At 73.0% G+C, this 24775-nt stretch carries 12 protein-coding genes, 1 tRNA gene and 1 pseudogene; 10 read left to right on the forward strand and 4 right to left on the reverse strand.

The window, feature by feature from the left end; all coding sequences use genetic code 11:
- Positions 1-492: 492 nt before the first annotated feature.
- Positions 493-777, reverse strand: coding sequence for a hypothetical protein (locus ACIP37_RS36680; protein ID WP_363588824.1), 285 nt, complete (start codon positions 775-777; stop codon positions 493-495).
- A gap of 803 nt (positions 778-1580) precedes the next feature.
- On the opposite strand from ACIP37_RS36680, the gene ACIP37_RS36685 reads away from it, so the two are divergent.
- From ACIP37_RS36685 to ACIP37_RS36730, 10 genes and pseudogenes are all read left to right on the forward strand, one after another.
- Entirely contained in the window at positions 1581-2561 is a 981-nt protein-coding gene (locus ACIP37_RS36685; RefSeq protein WP_363588822.1) for a Rieske 2Fe-2S domain-containing protein, read from the forward strand.
- A gap of 247 nt (positions 2562-2808) precedes the next feature.
- Positions 2809-3831 (forward strand): polyprenyl synthetase family protein, encoded by a 1023-nt coding sequence (locus tag ACIP37_RS36690; RefSeq protein WP_363588820.1) that lies wholly within the window; start codon positions 2809-2811, stop codon positions 3829-3831.
- 330 nt (positions 3832-4161) lie between these two features.
- Positions 4162-5208: a hypothetical protein gene (locus ACIP37_RS36695; RefSeq protein WP_363588818.1), complete on the forward strand. Its 1047-nt coding sequence runs from the start codon at positions 4162-4164 to the stop codon at positions 5206-5208.
- Positions 5209-5260: 52 nt separating this feature from the next.
- Positions 5261-6334, forward strand: a pseudogene (ispG, locus tag ACIP37_RS36700) (flavodoxin-dependent (E)-4-hydroxy-3-methylbut-2-enyl-diphosphate synthase); the annotation flags it as partial.
- Between the two features lie 287 nt (positions 6335-6621).
- On the forward strand, positions 6622-7533 hold the full coding sequence (locus ACIP37_RS36705) for a Rieske 2Fe-2S domain-containing protein (protein WP_400812387.1): 912 nt from the start codon (positions 6622-6624) through the stop codon (positions 7531-7533).
- Between the two features lie 1125 nt (positions 7534-8658).
- The gene (locus ACIP37_RS36710; RefSeq protein WP_400812389.1) at positions 8659-17037 is read left to right on the forward strand and encodes a type I polyketide synthase; all 8379 of its coding nucleotides are present in this window, start codon (positions 8659-8661) and stop codon (positions 17035-17037) included.
- 244 nt (positions 17038-17281) lie between these two features.
- Positions 17282-17602, forward strand: coding sequence for a hypothetical protein (locus ACIP37_RS36715; RefSeq protein ID WP_363633358.1), 321 nt, complete (start codon positions 17282-17284; stop codon positions 17600-17602).
- A 269-nt stretch (positions 17603-17871) separates the two neighbouring features.
- The gene (locus ACIP37_RS36720) at positions 17872-18537 is read left to right on the forward strand and encodes an HAD family hydrolase (RefSeq protein WP_400812391.1); all 666 of its coding nucleotides are present in this window, start codon (positions 17872-17874) and stop codon (positions 18535-18537) included.
- A gap of 578 nt (positions 18538-19115) precedes the next feature.
- Positions 19116-20267: a methyltransferase domain-containing protein gene (locus tag ACIP37_RS36725; protein WP_400812393.1), complete on the forward strand. Its 1152-nt coding sequence runs from the start codon at positions 19116-19118 to the stop codon at positions 20265-20267.
- Positions 20268-20507: 240 nt separating this feature from the next.
- Positions 20508-20584, forward strand: a tRNA-Met gene (locus tag ACIP37_RS36730).
- A gap of 123 nt (positions 20585-20707) precedes the next feature.
- On the opposite strand, the gene ACIP37_RS36735 is transcribed toward ACIP37_RS36730, so the two are convergent.
- The 3 genes from ACIP37_RS36735 to ACIP37_RS36745 are packed head-to-tail and all read right to left on the reverse strand — an operon-like array spanning position 20708 to position 24341.
- On the reverse strand, positions 20708-22837 hold the full coding sequence (locus tag ACIP37_RS36735) for a xanthine dehydrogenase family protein molybdopterin-binding subunit (protein ID WP_400812394.1): 2130 nt from the start codon (positions 22835-22837) through the stop codon (positions 20708-20710).
- Positions 22834-23832 carry an FAD binding domain-containing protein gene (locus tag ACIP37_RS36740; RefSeq protein WP_400812396.1) on the reverse strand — a complete coding sequence of 333 codons (999 nt, stop codon included), beginning with the start codon at positions 23830-23832 and terminating at the stop codon, positions 22834-22836. The genes ACIP37_RS36735 and ACIP37_RS36740 overlap by 4 nt, the downstream gene beginning before the upstream one ends.
- A complete protein-coding gene (locus ACIP37_RS36745) occupies positions 23829-24341 on the reverse strand; it encodes a 2Fe-2S iron-sulfur cluster-binding protein (RefSeq protein WP_363588800.1) in 513 nt (170 codons plus the stop codon). The genes ACIP37_RS36740 and ACIP37_RS36745 overlap by 4 nt, the downstream gene beginning before the upstream one ends.
- Positions 24342-24775: the final 434 nt, after the last annotated feature.

Raw genomic sequence — 24775 nt, forward strand, 5'->3', positions numbered from 1 at the left:
GGACCCCCGAGACGTAGAGCGCACGAGCGGACACACAGCCTCCAGAGACAGGGCGGCCACGCACGGGCCGATACCGGGAACAGCGCGTCGAGCAAAAGGGGGGAGGGCCGGGCCGGTCCTGCCCGGCTACCGAACTCCGCTTCGCTCGCCCCCTGTCCGGTGTCCCACGTCGTTCGGCCGGCGGGTAGAGCTGCCGCGGGCCGCGGCGGACAGCAGCCCCGCAACCCCCGGCAGCGCGCCCGCCTCCGGCCCGGACGCGAGCGTGGCCAGGAGGACCTGGACCAGGACCTGGTAGGTGCACTCTCCGCCGCCGCCGTCCTGGGCCCGGCGGCCCGCTGCATACATCGTCGGCCAGCTCCGCCAAGGCGACCTGCCGACCGGTGAGCGAGTCCGCCAGAATCCCGTCCTGCGCCCGGATCAGGCGGTGCTCCACGTCCGGCGACGGACCGGACACACCGTCACCGTCGTCGGCTTCGCGGTTCTCCGGGTCAGTCACGTACCCGGCGACGTCCTGGTCAGGCGGGTGAGCTCTTCCCGCAGGGCGGCCAGTTCCGCCCGAAGGCCGGCCAGTTCCGCCGTCTCGTCCACGGGGCGAGCGGGGGTGTCACCGGTGGGCCCGCTCCCCGTGTTCTCCTTCAGCAGGTCGATGACGGCATCCCGGAGGTTGCACTCCAGCTCCGCCGCGCGTTCGATAAGTCCGTCGACGATCTCCTTGACGTCGTCGACGATGGTACGCAGAGACCGGATGATGCCGCGCAGTTGCCGGGGCTCACTCATGAGGGGGTGTTCCTCCCTGCTGGGGTGCGAGCATGCGAGAAGGCCTGATCGCCCGTCATCCTGCGTCCCGGTGGCCGACGTTCGGGCGGGAAGCGTTCAGCCCCTTGAGTGCACGCCAGTCCGTACGTCGGCGGCAACCCCGAGTGCGGGGGCTCGGGAGGCAACGAGCCCCGGACGCCCGCGCCGATGGCGCCGTACACACGCCCGTTCTGCCGGTCGAGACACGTCTTCCGCCGCCCCGGCACCCGCAGGAAGTCCGCGACATGGTGTGGTGGCGCGAAGGCGGCGAGTGGTGTCACCTGGCCGCCTGCACCGTGGGGCGATGCGAGGGCCGTCCCCTGTCCCGGTGGTCGCCACCGGCTCCGCAGGCCTGGCAGCGGCCCGCCAGGGCGCTTCAGGGGCGGCCCGGCCCGCCGAATGGTCCCTGTAGCCGCCGACCTGCGGCGTCACGGAGGCAGGCGTGAGGGGGGAGGGGCGAGGGCGTGAACCGGAGCGGGCCGTGCTCCGACGCGAGGGCCGCACGCCGTTCCGGGACGGTCCTTCATCTGTTGGTGTAGAAACCGTCACCGGCCGCCTTCCCGGGCGGTCGACAGGGACCTGACGTGCCCGGCCCGGCAACCGCCGAGTCGAACCGGTGCCGCGACCCAGGTAGGGCCCGCACCGCCACCGCGACACCGGATGGCCCCGCGCATCGCCCAGGTCCGGCCCGGACAGCCTCACCCCAGACGAGCCCGCCACCACAACGACGAACGAGGTGCGTTGTGACCCCTTGGAACCCGTCACCGCGGACGGCGCAGGCGACTGTGCCCCGTCTTCCCTACCCCGATGGCTGGTTCGCCCTGGCCGCCAGTCACGAACTGAAAGCGGGCAAGGTCCTCACCCGCCGTCTGATGGGTGAGGACGTCGTGCTCTACCGCACCGCCGGCGGCACGATGCGTGCGGTACGGCCGTACTGCCCTCACCTGGGGGCTCATCTGGGCCACGGGGCAACGGTGCAGGGGGACAACCTGCGCTGCCCCTTCCACCACTTCCAGTTCGGCCTCGACGGGGCGTGCGTGAAGACCGGATACGAAACGCCGCCCCCGCTGAAGACCCGGCTCTCGGTTCTGGAGCACCGGGAGATCGACGGGTTCATCTTCGTATGGCGCCATGCCCTGGGCCAGGCGCCGTCCTGGGAGATCGAGCCTCTGCCGCCGGCGGACTTCCCCACTCCGTACTGCGTGGTCCGGGACCTGGAGGACCATCCCCAGGAGGTGCTGGAAAACGCTTTCGACCTCGGGCACTTCCGTCCGGTGCACGGGGTGCCCGTGACCTACCTCCACGAACCACTCTTCGACGGGACCCGCGCAGTCGTGTCAATGACCGTACAGAGAAGCGGCGTTGACCCCCGGCCCGGGGCGTTCTCGTTGCTCTCGCCCACGGGTCGGATCATCGCCCAGGGCCTCGGCGTCATCCAGAGCGAGGTCGAGATCGTCAGGCTCGGACTTCACTTCCGCTTCTGGGTCTTCTCCACGCCCGTCGACCCCGGGCGGCTCACCTTCACCATGGCGGCGTCGATGCGGCTCGTACGCCATGGGCTCGCGGGGCCCGCCAACGCGCTGGCCAGCGCAGGCATCGCTCACCTGTTCGCCTGGGATGCCAGCAGGGACTTCGACATCTGGCAGAACAAGATCCCTCTGAGTCATCCGCGGCTCGCGAAAGGGGACGGCCCGATCATGCAGTTCCGGCGCTGGGCCCAGCAGTTCTACTCCCCGCAGGACGGAGTCGAAGAGCCCCGGAACTAGACGCCCCGGGTTCGAGCGCGAGCGGGGGCTTCTCCGCCTGGGTGCTGTCACGTGAGCCCCTGAGGGATGGCGGTCGTACGAACTTGCAGAAGGCCCCAGGGGCACAAGCCCCAAAGGACCGACCGCGCCCCCCCCGGACCCCGTGCGCCGCTCGGCCCAGGGCCTTTCCTCAAGGCAGCCGGAGTTCAGGCCCGGCCCGCCGCCTCTCGCCCGATCCTGACGCACTGCCACCCGAAGGCGAGGCCCGGTGTCCGACGAACCCCGCGACTGCGAAGACATCCTGGCGTACAGCGCACACACCGTCAGGCCGTTGATCCGCACCCAGGTCAACCGCCTGCCCGCGCACATCCGTCACCTCGCCGGGCTGCACTTCGGCTGGTGGACCGACGACCGAACCCACCTCGACCACCAGGGCGACGGCAAGGCCCTGCGCCCCGCCCTCACCCTCCTGGCCTGCCGGGCCGTCGGCGGCGACCCGGAGGCCGCCCGTCCCGCGGCCGTGGCCGTGGAACTGATCCACAACGCCAGCCTGTTGCACGACGACGTCATCGACCGCGACCGGATGCGCCGCCACCGACCCGCCCTGTGGGCGGCCAAGGGGATCCCGGCGGCGATCCTCGCCGGCGACGCCCTGTTCTTCGCCGCCGTGCAGACCCTCACCCAGGCCCCCCGCGCCGAGCTCACGATTCCCGTACTCCTGGAAAGCGTCCAGCTCCTGATCGAGGGCGAGTACCTCGACACGCTCCTGGAGACCGGCACCGACGTCAGCGAGGACCACGCGCTCGCGGTGGCGGTGGGCAAGACCGGCGAACTCCTCGCCGCCGCTTGCGCGCTGGGCGCCATCGCCGGTGGCGCCGACCCGCAGCGCACGGAGCATCTGCGGGCCTTCGGCCGACACCTGGGCATCGCCTTCCAGTGCGCCGACGACCTGCTCGGCATCTGGGGCGACGAACAGACCACCGGCAAACCCGCCCTCTCGGACCTGCGACGGCGCAAGGTCTCCCTGCCGGTGGCCGCCGCCATGGCCGGCCACACCCCGGAAGCCGAGGCCCTGCGCGCCCTCTACCGCGCAACACAGGCCCCCAGCGAGGAGGAATGCCGCCACGCGGCCAAGCTGATCGAACAGAGCGGTGCCAGGGACTGGACCCTGCACCGCGCCCGACGCCACAGCGCCGACGCCCTCCACCGCCTCGCCCTCGCCGACCCCGCGCCCCTGCCCGCCGCCGAACTCACCGCCCTCGCCCACCTGGTCACCCACCGCGAACACTGACACGACCGCGGCCCCTGCCGCACCACCGGCCCGGGGAGGGGAGGGGCCGTGTGCCCACGGCTCCGGACCCGGGCGAGACACGGGCGGCGAACACGCCCCGCTCCTCGACGTCGCACCCGGACACGGCCGGACGGCGCGTACGTCGGATGCCGCCGTCGACGGGAGCCCGCGGTGCGGGAACGCGTCGACGGCAGGCGGTTCAGGGGCTCCGCTTCCCGAAACCGCCGTCCGCACCGCACAGGCGACCGCTAACCCGTCACCTGCGAACAACTCCCTCCCGGGCCCGGAAAGGCTCACGGTTCCGTTACCCACCGAAAGGCGGCCCTCGACATGTCCGTTGACACCTCGGTGTCCGACCCGCAGCCGGAGGCGCCCGCCCTCTACTGCCCGTTCCCGGTTTCACTCCACCCCCGAGCCCGGGAGATCGACGAGAGCGCCACCCGGTGGATGGAAAGCTGCCCGATCCCGACGAACCCCGACACCCGCAACGCGCTCCTCCGATCCCGAAGCGCCGCTTACGTCGCCTGCTCCAGCCCCGACGGAATCGAGGAACGCCTGGAGCTCGGCGGAAAGTGGTACCTGCTCGCCTTCGCCGTGGACGACTGGCTGGAGGAACTCACCACGCTGGAAGAGGTCATCGAGGCATGCTGCACCATGCAGCGCGTCGTGGACGATCCGAGCGCACCGCCCCTGACCGACCTCCCCTTCATGCGACACTTCGCGGAGCTGATCAAAGACTTCCGCGACAGTGCCACCGACGTGCAGTACGCCCGCTTCGCCGCCGGCTACACCTCGTATCACATGGCCATCCCGTGGGAGACCTGCCACCGTCTCGCCGGCCGACAGGTAACGCCCGCGGTCCTTCCCGTGATGCGCCTGTGGCTCACCGCGTTTGCCGCCTACATCACGGCATCGGAGATCTACAACGGGATGGAGATCCCGGCCCACGAGTTCGAGGCCCCCGCCACCCGCGCATGGCTCGAGTCCGCCGGAATCCTCCTCGCCTGGTGCAACGACATCTACTCCATCGAAAAGGACCTGCGGGGCGGCGACGCGCACAAGAACATCGTCATGACGCTGATGCGGCATCAAGATCTCGACGTCACGCACGCCACCCGGAAGGCCATCGAGTTCTGGAACCGCGTCATGGTGGTCCACCTGCGCCTTCGGGACCGCATCGCCATCGGGTCCAGCCCCGCTTTGACCCGGTTCCTGCGAGACACCGGAACCATGATCACCAACGTGATCCACTGGCACGCGGGAAACCCCCGATACGGCGGCGACCTCGCACTCCTCAGCATCGTCAGCCAGGAACCTCCCGGACTGGAATCCAGCCCCCTGCCCATTCCCTCCATCGCCTGGTGGTGGAACCACTGAACCCGACACCGCCGCCCTCCGGCACCGCCCGCCCGAGCCCGCAGGAGCGACCATGGCCTCGACCGATCTGGGGCTTCCCCAACCGTCGCCGCGCACCCCAACACGCCGCCACTGCCGGAAGATCCACGTCGGCACCGTCCCCGTGGGCGGCGACGCACCCATCTCCGTCCAGACCATGACCACCACCCCGACCGCCGACGTCGACGCCACGCTCCGGCAGATCGCCGAGATCACCGCCGCCGGCTGCGACATCGTGCGCGTCGCCGTCCCCTCCCAGGACGACGCCGACGCCCTGCCCGCCATCGTCGCCAAGTCGAAGCTGCCCGTCATCGCCGACATCCACTTCCAGCCCCGCTACGTCTTCGCCGCCATCGACGCCGGCTGCGCCGCCGTGCGCGTCAACCCCGGCAACATCCGCAAGTTCGACGACAAGGTCCGCGAGATCGCCCACGCCGCCCAGGCAGCGAACGTGCCGATCCGGATCGGCGTCAACGCCGGCTCCCTCGACCCGCGCCTGCTCGCCAAGCACGGCTCCGCCACCCCCGCGGCGCTCGCGGAATCCGCCCTGTGGGAGTGCTCGCTCTTCGAGGAGCACGGCTCCACCGACATCAAGATCGCCGTCAAGCACCACGACCCGCTCACCGTCATCGCCGCCTACCGCCTCCTCGCAGCGGCCTGCGACTACCCCCTCCACCTCGGCGTCACCGAAGCCGGCACCGCCCTCCAGGGCTCCATCAAGTCCGCCGTCGCCTTCGGAGTCCTCCTCACCGAGGGCATCGGCGACACCATCCGCGTCTCCCTCTCCGCCCCACCCGTCGACCAGGTCAAGGCCGGAGCGCACATCCTGCAGTCCCTGGGACTGCGCCCCCGCAAGCTGGAGATCGTCTCCTGCCCCGGCTGCGGCCGCCTCCAGGTCGACATCCACACCCTGGCCCAGCGCGTCGAAGCCGCCTTCGACGACTTCCCCCACCCCCTGCGCGTCGCCGCCATGGGCTGCGTCGTCAACGGCCCGGCGAAGCCCGCGAAGCCGACCCCGGCGTCTCCTGCGGCAACGCGACAAAGGCCAGTCCTCGTCGAAGGCCACGCCATCCGGACCGTCCCCGAACACCGGATCGTCGACGCCCTGATCGAAGAAGCCCCGCGCCTGACCGAAGGCTCAGACGAATCCCACCGGGGAACCAGAACAGCGGCTCAGCGCCGTCGGGGCGCCGCCCGTAGGGGCGGACACGGCGAACACGATCCGCCGCGGGTAAGCAGTGCCCCCGCCGTCAGTCTGATGGAGAAAGGCCCGAGATGGACATCGACGAATCCTCGAACCCGGTACACCAGCCCCGGCTGCCCTACCCGGACGGGTGGTTCGCCATCGCCTTCAGCGATGAACTGCCTCGTGGAAAGGTCATCCGACGGAAGTTCATGGGCGAGGAACTGGTGGCCTATCGTACGCGTTCAGGCGCCGTGCAAGTGGTGGACGCGCACTGCCCTCACCTTGGCGCCCATCTCGGCTTCGGGGGTTCGGTGGACGGCGAGAACATCGTCTGCCCCTTCCACCATTTCGCCTATGACCTGACGGGGAGATGTGTCCGGACCGGCGACGGGTCGACCCCGCCTCGGGCGTCCCTGAAACCTTGGGTTTCCTGTGAGGTCAACGGATTCATCTCGGTATGGCGCCATGCAGGGGGCTCCGCCCCGACCTGGCAGGTCCCGACCCTCCCGGTGGATGAGTTCCCGCCACCGACGCGGCGGGCGTTCACCCTGGTCGACCATCCGCAAGATGTATTCGAGAACACCGTCGACCTTGCGCACTTCGCGCCCATCCACGGGTTCCAGAACGCGATGATCGCAAATCCACTGCAAGCGGATGGACCCCACCTCGGCATCCCGGTCACCTTCGAAAGGGCATTCCCTCTCCTCGGGTCGGTGCAAACAAAAATCGTGGCGGTGGTACACGGCCTCGGGTGCCAACACCTCACAGGGCGCCTCGATCGCTTTGGCGCCGACTTCCTGGGCCAGGCCATGGCCACCCCGATCGACCCTATTCGTGTTCAAACGTACTTCACGCTGTCCGTCCGCTCATCCGGGTTCTCCGCCTGTCCCGATTGGGCAGCCAGAACCCTGTCCCAGATCCTGACCCAGGCGGTAGCGCCGTTCTACCTCACGGACGTCACAAAGGACTTCCACATCTGGAGCAACAAGAAGTACGTAGAACACCCCAGACTCAGCCGGGGAGACGGCCCGATCATGGAGTACCGCCGCTGGGCCCGCCAGTTCTACAGCGCACCGCCCCTACCGGGACAGGGCGCTACGCCGAAACCTGAACCTTCCTGACAGTCCACGCCCCCAGCCCGCCGCACACAGACGACCGCGGTACTTCGGGGCCACGTCGGCACCACCGGCACCACGTGACAGCCATCCACCGCCGCCCACGGCGCCTCGCTCGCCCGACGCTCCCTTCCCCGCGCGCCGCGCCGCGCCGTCGTCCAGGTCCAGGGCCGCCCGGCCCGCCCGCCTCGCGGCGCGCCTCAACCCGGACGCGAAAGCAGTCCGTACCTTGAATCAGCAACATCGGTGCCTACACGCGCCGATTGCCGGTTCGGGCAAAACGTGCGGAATAAAGAAAAGGGCCCGTGGGGACGTGGGATGCTCCGAGCATGCCCCGGAGCAACAACGGCCAAGTGCCCGTCGCATACGTAGACACTGGTCAAGGGGCCGCGGGTCCACACCCCGTCGTTCCGGGACGGCGGGGGCCCGCGACGTCGGCTGCGTCGCGGGCCCGGCACGGTCGTGGGATCAGGCCTTGTTCGGGTACATGGTCCAGCGCTGGTTGGCGTTGCCGAGGATGCACGACCAGACGCCCAGCGCCGTCCCGTTGCCGTCGGCCCAGTTGGGGAGTTCGAGGCAGCGGTCGGCGGGTCGGCGGGTCGGCGGGTCGGCGGGTCGGCGGTCGGGTTGTGGAGGGTGCCGTCGGCGCGGAGCGTCCAGACCTGGCCGGTCGCGCCGACGCAGTCGCTGATGACCACCTGGGTGCCGAGGTTGGTGGCGTTGTCCTTGATGCCGACGCAGCGCCCACCGGTGCCGGTGGGCAGGGTGCCGGCGGTGTCGGTGGTGATCAGGTCCGGGTTCCCGTCACCGTTGATGTCGCCGGGCGAGTCGACCACGGGGAACGCGGCCATTCCGGACCCGCCGCCACCAGCTCGCCCTACCAGGTGTTCATGGAACAGCCGGTCATGCAGGCTCTCGCCGCCTGGCGGCAGTCCGACCTGAACGCGCCCACCTGGACGAAGAAGAAGCGCCGCAGTCCTCAGCGGCCGCAAGCGCAGCTGCGGCGAGTCCGCAGGACTGGGTCTGTGCCCGCGTGCTGGTGGGTACGGAGGACATCGACGGGGGAGCGGGTCGCGAGTGGCGAGAGGTCGGAGCTGGGGCGTGAGTGGTGAACTGCGGTATGACGATCTGGTGAGGCCGCTGCCGGAGTTGTTGAAGAGGCACGCCGAACGGTCGGCGGACCGGGTCGCGTTCCACGACTTCTCGCGCGGCGTCAGCTACGCCGAGTTGGAGCGGCGGACCGGGCGGCTGGCCGGGTCGCTCGCGCGGGCGGGGGTCCGGCGCGGCGATCGGGTGGCGCTCTGCCTGGGCAACTGCGTGGAGCTGGTGGAGGGTTGCCTCGCCGTGCTGCGGGCGGGGGCGGTCGGTGTCCTGCTCAATCCCCGGTCCTCCGACGACGAACTCGACTACTACCTGCGGGACAGCGGTGCCTCGGCCGTCATCACCGACCCCGCGCACCTCACACAGCTCCACCGCCTCGGCGCCGCGTACCGTGGCCTGCACACCGTGCTCACCGGGGCGGGCCCGATCCCCTCGAACGCCCCCGACGGCACCGTCCTCTTCGAGGCCGAGGCCGCAGCCTCGACCGGGAGCGACGGGCCCGCGGCCCCCGACGACCTGGGGCTCGACGATCCGGCCTGGCTGCTCTACACCTCCGGGACCACCCACCGCCCCAAGGGCGTGCTCTCCACGCAGCGCGGCGCACTGTGGTCGGTGGCGGCCTGCTACGTGCCGGTCTTCGGGCTCTCCCCCGAGGACCGGCTGCTGTGGCCGCTGCCGCTGTTCCACAGCTTCGGGCACTCCCTCGCGATCCTGGGCACCACGGCCGTCGGCGCGAGCACCGCGATCGCCGGCGAACTGCCGACGTCCGGCGAGGTCCTGACGCCCGGCGACCTGTGGCGCACGCTGCGCACCCCGAGCGCCGCCCTCGGCGGGCCGTTCACCCTCCTGGCAGGCGTCCCCACGACGTACCACCGGTTGATGGCCTCGGCGAGGGACACCCCGCTCCCCGCGCCGCGGCCCGGGCTGCGGCTCTGTGTCACGGCGGGCGCGCCGTGTCCGCCCGAGCTGCGCGGGGTGGTGGAGGAGACGCTCGGCGCGCCGCTGCTCGACGTCTACGGCAGCACCGAGACCTGCGGCGCGATCGCGGTGACCCGCCCGAACGGCCCCCGGATCGACGGGTCCTGCGGACTGCCGGTACCCGGCGTCGAGGTCCGCGTCGTCGATCCGGACAGCGGCGCCGACGTCCTCGCGGGCGGCGAGGGCGAGATCTGGGTCAGCGGTCCGAATCTCATGACGGGCTACCACGACCAGCCGGAAGCGACGGCCGCCGCGCTGCGCGAGGGCTGGTACCGGACCGGGGACCTCGGCCGGCGCGCCGAACACGGCCACCTCGTCCTCACCGGCCGGGTCAGCGAACTGATCATCCGGGGCGGCGAGAACATCCACCCCACGGAGGTAGAGCACGTCCTGCGAGGCTGTCCCGGGGTGCGGGACGCCGTGGTCCTCGGCCTGCCGCACGCCGTCCTCGGCGAGGTCCCGGTCGCCTTCGTGGTGCCCGGCCCGGAGGGCCTGGACCCGCGGCTGGTGCTCGACGTCTGCCGCTCGCAGCTCGCGGACCACAAGGTTCCCGTCGAGGTCCGCGAGATCGCGGCCGTCCCGCGCACGCCGTCGGGCAAGATCGTCCGCCATGCGGTGCTCAGCGACCCGGTTGCAGCGCCGGCGCCGGCCGGCGGCTCCCTGGACCGCGGGCTGCTGTCGCTGCCCCGGGAGGAGCAGGAACGCGCGCTGTGCGCGAGGGTGTGCGCCGAGACGGCCCGGGTCCGCGGCCGCGCGCCGGAGAGCGGGCTCGACGCGGACGGCTCGTTCACGGACCGCTCGTTCGTGGACGGCTCCTTCGCGGACAGTTCCTTCGCGGACAGTTCCTTCGCGGACCTCGGGCTGACCTCGCTCGGCGCCATCGAGCTGATCGACCGGCTCGCGGCGTCGACCGGGCTGAGCCTGCCGACGACGCTGGTCTTCGACCACCCCACCCCGGCCGCCGTCGCCCGCCACCTGCACACGGAACTGTTCGCCGCCGTACCCGCCGCACCTGTTGTACCCGCGCCCGCCGCACCCGTACCCGCGCCCGCACCGCGGACCGCCGAGCCGGAGGAGCCGTACGACCGGGACCCGGTGGTGATCGTCGCCATGGCCTGCCGCTACCCCGGTGACGTGGAATCCCCCGAAGGGCTCTGGGAGTTGGTGTCGCAGGGCAGGGACGCGATCTCGGACCTGCCGACCGACCGGGGCTGGGACCTGGCCGCCCTCTACGACCCCGACCCGGACCGGATCGGCACCTGCTACACGCGCAGTGGCGGATTCCTGCACAGCGCCGCGGAGTTCGACGCGGGCCTGTTCGGCATCTCGCCGCGCGAGGCGCTCGCCATGGACCCGCAGCAGCGGCTGCTGCTGGAAGTCACCTGGGAGGCGTGGGAGCGGGCCGGGATCGACCCGGCGTCCGTCCGGGACAGCGACACGGGCGTCTTCCTCGGCGTGATGTACGGCGATTACGCCTCCCGCTTCACCGAGCACGAACTGGAGGCCCACCTCGCCCTGGGTTCGGCCGGCAGCGTGGCCTCCGGCCGGCTCTCCTACGTGTTCGGTCTGCGCGGGCCCGCGATCACCGTCGACACGGCGTGCTCGTCCTCGCTGGTCGCCGTGCACCAGGCGGCCCAGGCGCTGCGCTCGGGCGCGTGCTCGCTGGCGCTGGCCGGCGGCGTCACGGTGATGGCGACGCCCAACCCGCTGGTCGCGTTCAGCCGCCAGCGCGCCCTCGCGCCCGACGGCCGGTGCAAGTCGTTCTCGGCCACGGCGGACGGCACCGCCTGGGCAGAGGGCGCCGGGGTGCTGCTGCTGGAGAAGCTGTCCGACGCGCGCCGCAACGGACACCCGGTGCTGGCCGTGGTGCGCGGCAGCGCCGTCAACTCCGACGGCGCGTCCAACGGCCTGACCGCGCCCAACGGCCGCGCCCAGCAGCGCCTGATCCAGCTGGCGCTGGCGGACGCCGGGCTGCGCGCGCACGAGGTGGACGCCGTGGAGGCGCACGGGACGGGCACCGCGCTCGGTGATCCCGTCGAGGCGCGGGCGCTGCTCGCCGGCTACGGCCGGGGCCGGGGGCCGGAGGACCCCCCGCTGTGGCTGGGCAGCGTCAAGTCCAACCTCGGACACACCCAGGCCGCCGCCGGAGTCGCCGGGATCATCAAGATGGCCCAGGCCATGCGGCACGGCGAGTTGCCCAGGACCCTGCACGTGGCAGCCCCCACCCCGCACGTCGACTGGTCCGCGGGCCGGGTCGAGCTGCTGACCGCCGCCCGGCCGTGGCCCGCGCCCGCCGGCCGGCCGCGCCGCGCCGGTGTGTCGGCCTTCGGGATCGGCGGCACCAACGCGCACGTGATCATCGAGGAGCCGGCCGCCGCCGACCGCGCCCCGAGCCAGCAACCCGCGCCGCCGCCGGGGCCGGTGTCGCCAGCGGCAGTGCCGTGGCTGGTCGGCGGGGCTGACGAGGCGGCCCTGCGGGCCCAGGCGCGACGGCTGGCCGACCACGTCGAGGCCCGGCCGGGCCTCTCGCCGGTGGACGTGGGCTTCTCGCTGGCGGTGTCGCGGTCGGCGCTCACACACCGGGCGATGGTGCCGGCCGCGGACCGTAAGCGCATGCTGGCCGGGCTCCGGGCGATCGCCGACGGCACGCCCGGCGCCGGGTCGTTGACGCGCCTGGCCGACCCGCGCACCCGCACCGCCTTCCTGTTCACCGGGCAGGGCGCGCAGCGCACGCGGATGGGCGAGGCGCTGCGGGAGGCGTTCCCCGTGTTCGCCGCGGCCTTCGACGAGGTCTGCCACGCGCTGGACGGCGAACTCGACCGGCCGCTGCGCACGGTGATCCGCGCCGAGCCGGGCTCGCCGGACGCCTTGCTCGACCGCACGGACTTCACCCAGGCCGCCCTGTTCGCCTACGAGGTGGCGCTCTTCCGGCTGGTGGAGTCCTGGGGCGTGCGGGCCGACTTCCTGGCCGGGCACTCCGTGGGCGAGTTGGCGGCCGCGCACGTCGCCGGAGTGCTGGACCTCGCCGACGCCGTCCGTCTGGTCGCGGCCCGCGGGCGGCTGATGCGGGCGCTGCCCGACGGCGGGGCGATGGTGGCCCTCGACGCGGCGGAGCACGAGGTCCTGCCCGAACTCGCGGACGTGGCCGACCGCGTGGCGATCGCCGCGGTCAACGGACCGCGCGCGGTGGTGCTCTCCGGCGCGCGGGACGAGGTACTCGCCGTCGCGGCGCGGTTCGAGGCCCGCGGCCGCCGCAGCACGTGGCTCAAGGTCGGCCACGGTTTCCACTCGCCGCTCGTGGACCCGGTGCTCGACGAGTTCCGCCGCGTCGCCGAGACGCTGGAGTTCCGGCCGCCGCGGATCCCGGTGGTCTCCACCGTGAGGGGATCTCGGGCGGCGCCCGGGGAACTGGGCTCCGCGGATTACTGGGTGCGGCACGCGCGGCTTCCCGTGCGGTTCGCCGAGGCCGTGGAGTGGCTGGGCGCCAACGGCGTCGGGGGCTTCCTGGAACTCGGCCCGCAGCCGGTGCTCACCGCGTACGCGCAGGAGTGCCCGGCCGTCCAGGACGGCGGCCCGGCCCCGCAGAGCGGCGGCGGCCCGGTGTTCGCCTTCGCGGCCCGCGACGGCGAGCGGGAGCCGGACACGCTGCTGGCGGCCGTGGCCCGGCTCCACGTGCGCGGCGCCGCCGTCGACTGGCCCGCGGTGTTCGCGGAGCGCGGGCTGCGACGCGGGCTGCGGCGCGTGGAGCTGCCGACCTACGCCTTCCAGCGCCGGAGGTACTGGCTGGACCCGCAGCGCCCGGCCGGGGCGGGGGCCCGCCCGGGCCCCGGCGAGCATCCGCTGCTCGGCCCGCCGTTCGAGGTGCCGGGCACCGGGCACACGGTGCTCTCCGGCCTGCTGTCGGCGAGCGCCCAGCCGTGGCTCGCCGACCACGTCGTCGGTGGGGCGCCGCTCGTGCCGGGGACGGCGTTCGTCGAGATGGCCGTGCGCGCGGGCGACGCGGCCGACTGCGGCACGCTGGAGGAGCTCGTGATCCTGCGGCCGCTGGCCCTGCCCGCCTCGGGGGTGCGGGTCCAGGTCGTGGTGGGGGCGGTGGACGACTCCGGCCGGCGGTCCGTCGAGATCCACGCGCGACCGGTGGAACCCGCCGAGGCCGCCTGGACGCCGCACGCCACCGGCCTGCTCACCCGCACGCCCGAGCCGGGGACGGCACCGGAGGGGCACGGCCTGGCGCAGTGGCCGCCGCCCGGCGCCGAGGAGATCGATCCCGCCGCCGCCTACGAGGCCGCGGCGGAGCGCGGTCTGGCCTACGGGCCCGCCTTCCGCGGCGTGCGCGCGCTGTGGCGGCGGGGTGCGGAGGTGTTCGCGGAGGTGCGGTTGCCCGAGCCGTGGACGGCCGAGGCAGGCCGGTACGGCATCCACCCCGCGCTCCTGGACGCCGCCGCGCATGCCTCGATGCTCGCCGTGTCCGCTCAGGGAAGCGGCCCGGATGCGGACGCGGGCGGCGCCCGGGTGCCGTTCCAGTGGAGCGGCGTGGGCCTGCACGCCGCCGAGGCGTCGACGGTCCGGGTGCGGATCGCGCCGGTCGGCGAGGCAGGCCCCGCCTCGGAGGACGGCGCGTTCTCGATCACGCTCACCGACCCGGCGGGCCGCCTGGTGGCTCGCGTCAACTCCCTCTCCACCAGGGAACTTCCGGCCGGGCACCGCGATCCCGGGCAGGACATCGCCCAGCGCGCCCTGCTGCGCCCCGACTGGGTCCCCGTCGCGCTGCCCAGCGGGGCACCGCAGTCGGCGGGCTGGACGGTTCTCGGGCCGGACCAGCTGAACCTCGGCGCCTTCGTCCCCCTCGCCGCCGGCCCGTCCTCACCCACGAACGGCCCCTCCTCGCCCACGGCCGACGCGGACGCCACGGCCCCGCCCCGCCACCTGGCGGTCACCGCCGTCGGCTCGGAATCGGAAACGGACCGCGGCCCGCTGGCCGACGTCCACCTGCTGACCACGCGGGTGCTCAAGGTCCTCCAGGACTGGCAGGACGATCCGGCCACCGCGGGCTCGCGGCTCGTGGTGGTGACGCGGAACGCCACCGCACCCACGCCGGACCTGGCGGGAGCTGCGGTCTGGGGGCTGGTGCGCACCGCGCAGTCGGAGCTGCCGGGGTGCGTGGTCCTGATCGACGTGGACGAGGATCCCGCCTCCCTGCGCCTGCTGCCCGCGGCGGCCGCCAGCGGCGAGCCCCAACTCTCCCTGCGCGCCGGGCGGGCGACGGTGCCACGGCTGGTCGGTGCCCCGGCGGCGGCCCACCTGCCCGAGCCCTGGCCGGCCGAGAGCGCCCCGCTCCGCCGCTCCGGCGCCTTCGATCCGGACGGCACGGTGCTGATCACCGGCGGCACCGGAGCGCTGGGCGCGGACCTGGCCGGGCACCTGGTCGACGCGTACGGGGTCCGCCACCTGCTGCTGACCGGGCGGCGCGGCCCGCACGCACCGGGCGCCGACGCCCTGCGCGCGAGTCTGGCGGAGCGGGGCGCGCAGGTCAGGATCGTCGCGTGCGACGCGGCCGACCGGGCCCGGCTCGCCGAGCTGATCGAGCAGTGCGATCCCCCGCTGACCGCTGTCGTGCACGCCGCCGGGGTCCTCGACGACGGAGCGCTGGCCGCGCTGTCCCCCGAGCGGCTGGCGGCGGTCCTGCGGCCGAAGGCGGACGCGGCCTGGTACCTGCACGAGTTGACCCGCGACCGGGGCCTGTCGGCCTTCGTCCTGTTCTCCTCGGTCTCGGGCGTACTGGGCCGGGCGGGCCAGGGCAACTACGCCGCGGCGAACTCGTTCCTGGACGCGCTCGCCCAGCACCGGGCCGCCGCCGGTCTGCCCGCCGTCTCGCTGGCGTGGGGCCGGTGGGGCCACGACGCGGGCATGGCAGCCCAGTTGACCGAGGGTGCGGGGCGCGCGAGGTCCGACGACGTGGTCCGGGCGTTCACCCCCGCCCAAGGACTGGCCCTGTTCGACGCGGCACTGCGGACAGGAGCCCCCGTACTCGCGCCGGTCCTGCTGGACCGGGCCGCGCTGCGCACCGCCACAGGGCAACTACCGCCGCCGCTGCGCGACCTGGCGCGCCACGGCCGGCCCGCCGCCGAAGCGCAGAGCGGCGCGACCGAACCTCCCCCGGGCGCCCGGGAAGGCTCCGAGCCCGGAGCATGGCGCACACTGCTGGCCGGGCTGCCCGCCGAGGAGCGCGGGGCCGCGCTCACGGAACTGCTGCGCGGCGACGTGGCCGCGGTGCTCGGCTACTCCGGCACGCAGGACCTCCCCGCCGGCAGGACGCTGGCCGAGCTCGGCTTCGACTCCCTGACGGCCGTCCAGTTCCGCAGCCGACTGAGCACGGCCCTGCGCCTGCGGCTGCCCGCGGCCGTCGTGTTCGAGCACCCGGCGATCGAGGGCCTCGCCCGTCACGTACTCGACCTGCTCGACGACCTGCCCGACGACCTGCCCGATGGCCTGCTCAAGGACCTGCCCGACGGCACACCGCGTGAGCGGCCCGGCATCCGGCCCGCACCGCCCACCGGCCGTCCCGCGCAGACGCTCGCGGCGCTGTACCGCGCTCTCTGCGAGCAGGGCCGACCGGCGGCCGCGATGCACCTGGTGGTCGCGGCGTCCTCGGCCGCCGCGACGTTCGGCGCCGACGACGCCGCGGAGCACGCCGTGCCGCCGCTGCGCCGGGCCCGGGGCCGCGCCGGTTCCCCGGTCGTGGCCTTCTTCCCCGACCACCGCCCGCTCCCCGCCCTCCCGGGCGGCGGGTTCGCGGCCCTGCACGCCTGCTTCGAGGGGGAGTTGGAGGTCCTGGAGTTCCCGCACCCGGGCATCGGCGCGGGGCACGCCGTTCCGGCCGACCGGGAGACGCTCGCCCGCCTCCAGGCCGAGACGGTGCTGCGGCACGCCGGCAACCGGCCCGTCGTCCTGGTCGGTGCTTCCGCCGGGGGCGCCGTCGCGCACGCCGTGACCCGACGCCTCGAACTCAGGGGATCCGCTCCCCTGGGACAGGTGCTGATCGACACGTATCTCGTCCACCAGGGCAACCACTCCACGGACTGGCTGACCGCCCTGGCCGCGCCGCCGGCCCCGCACCTCGGCGTGGACGTGTGCGCGGACGGGTCCACCGGCGACGAGGACGCCGCCGTCGCGGCCATGGGCGCCTACACCGGGCTCTTCCTGGACTGGCGCCCGGAGCCCGTGGACACCCCGACCCTCCTCGTCGGCGCCGCGCGGCCGACCCCGCTGATGGCGGCGCGCGCGGACGGCGACTCCTGGCGCACGTCCTGGCCGCTGCCGCACGAGCGCGTTGAGGTGCCCGGCGACCACCTCTCCCTGGCGCGGGAGGACGCCGCCACCACGGTGGCCGCGATCCGCGCCTGGATCGACTCCCTCGCCCGCACCGGTTAAGTCCTGCCTTTCGGATCAGCGTGTGCAGCCGGGGGAGCGGGAAGTCGGCCCGTCCGACTTCCCACTCCCCCGGCACCGGTCGCCGGGTGCGCGGGCGAACCCCGTTCGAGTGAAGCGCCGGACGGCCCGGTGGAGGCAGTGCCGGGGCGGGGTAACGGGTGATCGGGAGTCACGGGAAGCCGCGCGACGCGGGGTTCCCGGGCTCCCGTCGATGCCCTGACGAACCCAGCACGGGAGTCCCCTCATGCACCTGCGTTCCAGCCCGCGCGCAGCGGTCGTGGTCACCGCCGGCGTCCTCGCCCTGTCCCTGGTCAGCCCCTCCACGGCCTCGGCGGCCCCCGGCGTCGTGATCATGGATCGCGGGGGTGTACGGGAGGAGGTCACGGACCCGGTGCCCGGCCAGTGCCACCGCGGCCTCGGCCCCGACACCACGATCGTGAACTTCACCAGCGGTCCCATCCGGCTGTTCACCGACCGCAACTGCCGGTCGAGGATCTCTTCCCTGCTGGACCCGGACGGGGCCCGGGAGGACGTGAACGTCGGCAGTTTCATGGCCATCACCTGACCACCGCCCCACCCGTTCACCTGCCGCCGGACCGGCTGCAAGGCGGTCCGGCGGCCGTACCCGAGTCCCCCGCGCCGGCGGCCCCCACGGTGCCGTGCAGATGCGACAACGAGGCTTTTTCGCCCACCCCGAGTGGTCGCGCCACCAGGGCATCCCAGGTGTCATCATCCAGAGGGCCGGCCAAGCCAGTACCAGCCGGCTGCGGAAGTTGTCCCAGATCCTCGGGACCTCTCCGACCGTCCGACTCGCCTGGCCCTCGGGAGAACACCTTGCGTGGCCTGATCCTCGACTTCGCGGGAGTGATGACCACTCCCATCGGCCAGTCGTCCCGGGCGTGGTGTGCCCGGGAGGGCCTGCCAGCTGACACCTGGCGCAGCACCCTGGAGGACGATCCGGCCGGCCGTGCGCTCTACGTGGAGCTGGAGCTCGGCCGGATGTCCCAGGAGGAGTGGAACCGGGGCACAGCGGCGATCATGGGCGTGGAGCCCGACAACCTGATGGGACGCGCGCATGCGGAGGTCCGCGCGGTTCCCGCCATGGCCGAACTCGCCCGTGCCGCCAGGGACGCCGGGATCGTGGTGGCGCTGCTGTCGAACTCCTACGGCCTCGCTCCGTACAACCCCTACGTGGAGACCGGGGTGTGGGATCTGTTCGACGTGCGGGTGATCAGTGGAGATGAGGGCATAGCCAAGCCGGAACCGGCGATCTACCAGCGCGCCCTCGACCGCATGGGTCTGGCCGGCCCCGAGTGCGTCTTCGTGGACGACCACCGTAGGAACCTCCCGCCGGCCGAGGCGCTCGGCATCACCACGGTCCACGCGGACGGCCCGGAGACGGCCTCGAAGGTCGCTCGCCTTCTGGAGCTGGTGACACCTCGGTCCACCGATCTGTCACCGGACGAGGCAATCACCGGCGCCTGGTTGACGACGGATTGAAGAACTCGTACACACCATGCGAGTACTGCCCTGTACGACTTCCGGAAGTCGTACAGGGCGCAGGTTCACCGACCGTCGCCGTTCCACGACAGTGGTCGCATGCCTTCCGACACACCTCTGGAACCGCGCCGGAATACCCACGGCAGACCAAGCGCTCCTCGCCCGTGGGGCCCGCAGCCACATCCTCGGCGCCCCCCGCGCACATCCCGCCCGACCCCACCCATGGACCAGCCGAGCAGCCGTTCCCAGCACAAGTGAGCCGATGAACACTGCGCGCAGGGCAGGGGGATCGGCTATCGAACTCCCGTCCCGGGCTGTTGATTGAGGTCCATCCCGTCCGGGGCGGGGTACTACCCCTGCCGCACGGCAGGTACTTGCTGCGCCCTCGGGTGCAGCGGGAAACAGCACCGGCCCTACAAGCCGAACCGAGAAGGGACGCTGACCATGGGAGACGAGAACAAGGGTGGACCGAACGACGGTAGGGGCGGCGGGCACGCCAAGCCCGGCTCGCCGGCCATCGGCCCGAACCCCTCGAAGGACGGCCAGCAGCCGACCCCGGCACCGAAGCACAAGAAGAGTTGACCCCCGAACAGCAGCGGGCCGCACTGGTGGCGGCGCTCACCGACGCCGGTTCCCTACCCACCGAATGGGCTCCGGCCGTGGCGGCCGTGCCGCGACACGCGTTCCTCCCCGACACCATCTGGGCGGACGAGGACGGCGGCGACACCGAGTGCAGCCGGACCAAGGAACCCGAGCGGTGGATGCGGCTCGCCTACAGCGACCTGCCGATCGTCACGCAGTGGGACGACGGTGCCGGGGACGGCGACCACCGTACTCCCACATCGTCGGCATCCATGCCCACCATGGTGGCCGAGATGCTGTCCGACCTGGACGCGGTCCCCGGGCATCGGGTGCTCGAAATCGGGACGGGCACCGGCTACAACGCGGCCTTGTTGGCGCATCGCCTGGGCGCCGAAACGGTGTCCACCGTCGAGGTGGACGCGCAGGTCACCGCGCAAGCCCGCACCGCACTTCGCAGGACCGGCTACACCCCCGAAGTCGTCTGCGGGGACGGTGCGCTCGGGTGGGGCGTACGCGCCCCGTACGACCGGATCATCTCCACCGTGTCACTGCGGGACATCCCGCCCGCCTGGGTAGCACAAACCCGGCCGGGCGGGGTGATCGTCAGCCCCGTCTCACCGTTGCTGGGCGGCGGGGCGGTTGCGCGGCTCACGGTGGACGGCGACGGGACGGCAAGCGGTCCGTTCACCCGATCGGCGGCGTTCATGATGCTGCGGCAGCAGCGCTACCAGGGCGCTCCGGTGGACGACTACCTGCCCGGTGAATGGCCGGGCGACTCCGGGCAGTCCTGGACAAGCCTCGACCCCGAAGCCATCGGGGGCGACTGGCTCGCGCAATTCGCCTGCGCCCTCGCCCTGCCGGACGTGTACTACCGGCGGAACGAGTTCGGTGACGGCGGCTGGACGTGGTGGCTGTTTGACACGGCCGTCACGTCCTGGGCAACGGTCGACTCCGTGCCCGGGGAATCCCGGTTCGAGGTCCGCCAGTCCGGGCCCCGGCAACTGTGGGACGAGACGGAGGCCGCCTACACCCAGTGGACGGCCGCCGGACGCCCCGGCTACGAGCGGTACGGGCTCACGGTGACACCTGCCGGACAGGCGGCTTGGTTGGACGAGCCCGGCAATCCCCTCCCGGGGCACCGCAAGTAGAGCGGTAGCTGGGGGCGTGGGGTTCCAAGCGATTGGCACCGCTTGTCTCCCCGCGCCCCCGCTCGCACAGAGCGGGGATCGGCTCGGGGCCGGGTCAGCAGTTCGGAACGGGGTCGGTCTCGCTGGCGGCCTCCGCCGGGCCCCGCGAAGGATTGGCCGGCGAGGGCGGCCCTGCGGAAGTGGCTGCCGGGAAACCGATTAGGTGATCGCCGTCTGGTGCCGTACGGTCGGTACTACCGACGCGGGGTGGAGCAGCTCGGTAGCTCGCTGGGCTCATAACCCAGAGGTCGCAGGTTCAAATCCTGTCCCCGCTACCACGAACGCCGAAGGGGCGGACGCGCACTGCGCGTCCGCCCCTTCGGCGTTCTTTGCATCGCCGACTCGGCCGCCCACCAACGGCGAAGTCGGTCCGCGGGCGGTGGTGTCCGGCCGGCGTCGGGTCAGCGGCCGATCAGGGACTCGGGGCGGATGGGCAGTTCGCGGACCCGGACGCCGGTGGCGTGGTGCACGGCGTTGCTGATCGCCGCCGCCGTCCCCACGATGCCCAGTTCGCCGATCCCCTTGGAGCCCATCGGGTTGAGGTGGGGGTCGGGGTCGTCGATCCAGTGCGCGTCGACGGCGGTGACGTCGGCGTGCGCGGCGACGTGGTAGGCGGCCAGGTCGCGCTCGACGTGCCCGCCGAAGGACGGATCGGTGGTGCTGTGCTCCAGCAGGGCCATCGACAGCCCCATGATCATCGCGCCGGTCAGCTGGCTCCGCGCGGCCAGCGGGTTGATGACGCGTCCGGCCGCGAACACCCCGAGCAGGCGGCGCACCCGCACCTCGGCGGTGTCCTGGTCGACCTGGACCTCGGCGAACTGCGCGCCGAAGGCGTGCCGCGCGTACTCCTGGCCGGTGCTCCCCACCTCCTCGGCGGTGTCGGCGTGTCGGGTCAGCCCGTCGGAGGGTGGCCGCCCGCCGTGCTCGGCCAGTGCCGTGCGCAGTTCCTCGCAGGCCCGGTGCACGGCCCATCCCCAGGAGGCGGTGCCGGAGGAGCCGCCCGCCAGCGGCGCCTTCGGCAGGTCGCTGCGGCCGATCCGCAGCTCGACGCGCCCGGGTGCGACCCGCAGGGCGTCGGCGGCGATCCGCACCAGCGCGGTGCGCGCCCCGGTGCCGATGTCGGTGGCATTGACCCGCAGCAGGAAGCTTCCGTCGGGGCGGGCGTGCGCCTCCGCGGTCGCGGGACCGACCAGCACGGGGTAGGTCGAGGCCGCCACTCCCGTGCCGAGCAGCAGCCGGCCGTCCCGCCGGACACCGGGGCGGGGGTCGCGGTCGGCCCAGCCGAAGCGCCGGGCGCCCTCGCGCAGGCACTCGACCAGGCGGCGGCTGCTGAACGGCTTCCCGCTGTCCGGATCGAACGCGGGTTCGTTGCGGATCCGCAGCTCGACGGGGTCGAGGCCGCAGGCCAGGGCCAGTTCGTCCATGGCGGACTCGAGCGCGAACATGCCGGGGCACTCACCGGGCGCCCGCATCCAGGAGGGGGTGGGCACGTCGAGCCGGGCGACCCGGTGGACGGTGCGGCTGTGCGGTGCGGCGTACATCATCCGGGCGGGGACGGCGGCCTGCTCGACGAATTCGCGCAGCGTGGAGCTGCGGGTGGCCACCTCGTGGGCGAGCGCCGAGATCCGGCCGGTGGTGTCGGCGCCGATCCGGACCCGTTGGACGGTGGGGGAGCGGTGCCCGACCAGGTCGGCGAGCTGGGCGCGGGCCAGGCAGAGCTGGACCGGCCGCCCGACCGCGCGGGCGGCCAGCGCGGCCAGCACCGTGGGCGCCCGGGTGGTGCCCTTGGAACCGAAGCCGCCGCCGACGTGCTCACTGACCACCAGGATCTCCTCGGCGCGCAGGCCGAAGAGCTTCGACAGGTTCTCCTGGCTGTTGCCGGAGCCCTGGCTGGCGTCGTAAACGGTGAGCCGGCCGCCGTCCCAGACGGCCGTCGCGGCGTGCGGCTCCATGGGGTGGTTGTGCAGCGGCGGCAGGTGGTAGGTGGCGTCCACCTGGTGCGGGGCCGTCCGGTACGCGTTGTCGAAGTCGCCTCTGGCGCGCTCCGCGGGGTAGCCGCCGTTGGCCTCCTCGGGGGTGTAGAGGCCCGGGTGGTCAGCGGTCAGCAGGACGTCGTGCGGCTCCCGGGTGCAGCTGATCCGCAGCGCGCGGGCGCCGGCCCGGGCGGCCTCCAGGGTCTCGGCGACCACCAGCGCGACCGGCTGCCCGTGATGGGCGATCCGCGCGGACTGGAGCACGGCCAGCGTCGGGTCGTCGGTCGGGGCCAGCCGCTCGGCGTTGCGGTGGGTGATCACCGCGAGGACGGCCGGGTCGGCGAGGGCGTCGGCGTCCTCGACGGCGTCCACCACGCCGCGCGCGAGCGAGGCGGTGACGAGCCAGGCGTAGGCGGTGCCGGCCGGGTGGTGGTCGGTCGCGTACCGGGCGCGGCCGGTGACCTTGTCGGGCCCCTCCACCCGGGTGAGCGAGGTGCCCCCGTGCTCCTGCTGCTCCTGGCGACCCTGGTGTTCCTGGTGTTCCTGGTGAGCCGTCATCCGAGGTCCTCCTGCTGCGGTGTGAGGTCGGCGAGGACCCGTACGGCGACCTCGCGTGCCAGCGGCACCTTGAACGCGTTGTCCCGCAGCGGCCGGGCGGCCGCCAGTTCGGCGTCCAGCGCGGCCCTGAAGACCTCCTCGGTGGCGGGCTGCCCGAGCATCGCCCGCTCGGCGACCGTCGCCCGCCAGGGCTTCGCCGCCACTGCGCCGAGCGCCAGTGCGACCCGTGCCACCCTCCCCTCGCGCGCCACCAGTACGGCGGCGACCGAGACGGTGGCGAAGGCGAACGAGGCCCGCTCGCGCACCTTGCGGTAGGCCGAGCGGGTGCCCGACCACGGCGGTGGCAGGTCGACCGCGGTGATCAGCTCACCGGGGCGCAGCCCGGTCTCGCGGGCGGGAGTGTCCCCGGGCAGCCGGTAGAACTCGGTGAGCGGGCAGCAGCGGGACCCGGTCGGACCGGTCAGCCGCACCTCGGCGTCCAGCGCCGTCAGTGCCACCGCGAGGTCGGACGGGTGGGTGGCCACGCAGTCCGCGGAGGCCCCCAGCACGGCCAGATCCCGGTGCACGCCCTCGCGCGCGGGGCAGCCGGAGCCGGCGACGCGCTTGTTGCACGGCTTGGTGACGTCCTGGAAGTACGGGCAGCGGGTGCGTTGGAGCAGGTTGCCGGCGGTGGTGGCGAGGTTGCGCAGCTGCCCGGACGCTCCCGACAGCAGGGCCTGGGACAGCGCGGGATAGTGCAGCCGGACCAGCGGGTGCGCGGCCAGCTCGTTGTTGGGCACCGTCGCGCCGATCCGCAGACCGCCGCCGGAGACCGGTTCCACCAGGCCGAGCGGCAGCCGGCTCACGTCCACCAGCAGCTCCGGTGCCTCCACACCGAGCTTGAGCAGGTCGACCAGGTTGGTGCCGCCGGCGAGGAACCTGGCTCCTGGGACCTGCGCGGCCAGCGCCACGGCCGAGGCGATGTCGGCGGGCCGGTGGTAGCCGAAGGGCTTCACGGGGCGACCTCCCGGACGGCGCGGACGATGCCGGGGTAGGCGCCGCACCGGCAGAGGTTGCCGCTGAGGCGTTCGCGGATCTCCGCCTCGTCCAGCGGCGACGGCGCCTGCGGGTCGGGGTCCGTCACGGCGCTCGGCCAGCCCTTCGCCGCCTCCGCGAGCATCCCTACCGCCGAGCAGAGCTGCCCGGGCGTGCAGAAGCCGCACTGGAACGCGTCGTACTCGATGAACGCCTGCTGGAGGGGGTGCGGCCGGTCGCCGCCGGCCAGGCCCTCGACCGTGGTGACCGCGGCCCCGTCCTGGGCGACCGCGAGCACCAGGCAGCTGTTCACCCGCCGCCCGTCCAGCAGCACCGTGCACGCCCCGCACTGTCCGTGGTCGCATCCCTTCTTCGCCCCCGTCAGCGCCAACCGCTCGCGCAGCAGGTCGAGCAGCGTGCGGCGGTGATCCACCTCAACGGTGTGCTGGTCACCGTTGACGGAGAGCGTGACGGTACTGGCCACATCCATGGCTTCCTCGGGGGGTCGGTCGACAGCCGACCGCGCCGGCCGGCACCGTGATGCCTTCCACCGCCGGGGCGGAGCCCGCATCCGGGGGGCCTGGAACCACCGGTTCGGTCCCGTGCGGTGGCCGCGCGGTCCTTACTTGTCTTGGGCGCCGACCAGGGGTAGTGTTCCCTAGTCGCTCGGCAGGGAGCACCGGACACGCATCGGCGCGGACGGTCCCGGGGCGGCCAATCCTCTTGAAATGCCATGTCCTGGTTCGGGCTGGGTCGCGTCTTGTCGCGGCTTGGTTCCTATTCGGCGTGTTCGTTTTATTGGATTGCGGCCGATTCGCTTTTCGGAGTGGGGATCGGCTAGAGTTTGAAACGTCGGACGGGGCGTCAAGCCGCAGAAGACACCAGCGAGTTGGATGAACGAAGCGCCGGAAACGGGGCGGAAAA

Origin of the sequence: Kitasatospora sp. NPDC088861 (genome assembly GCF_044750105.1) — a bacterium.
GTDB lineage: Bacteria > Actinomycetota > Actinomycetes > Streptomycetales > Streptomycetaceae > Kitasatospora.

Coding starts and splice junctions, on each gene's coding strand:
- ACIP37_RS36695 (WP_363588818.1), top strand. CDS start 4,162: ATGTCCGTTGACACCTCGGTGTCCGACCCGCAGCCGGAGGCGCCCGCC.
- ACIP37_RS36735 (WP_400812394.1), bottom strand. CDS start 22,837: ATGACGGCTCACCAGGAACACCAGGAACACCAGGGTCGCCAGGAGCAG.
- ACIP37_RS36715 (WP_363633358.1), top strand. CDS start 17,282: ATGCACCTGCGTTCCAGCCCGCGCGCAGCGGTCGTGGTCACCGCCGGC.
- ACIP37_RS36705 (WP_400812387.1), top strand. CDS start 6,622: ATGGGCGAGGAACTGGTGGCCTATCGTACGCGTTCAGGCGCCGTGCAA.
- ACIP37_RS36745 (WP_363588800.1), bottom strand. CDS start 24,341: ATGGATGTGGCCAGTACCGTCACGCTCTCCGTCAACGGTGACCAGCAC.
- ACIP37_RS36680 (WP_363588824.1), bottom strand. CDS start 777: ATGAGTGAGCCCCGGCAACTGCGCGGCATCATCCGGTCTCTGCGTACC.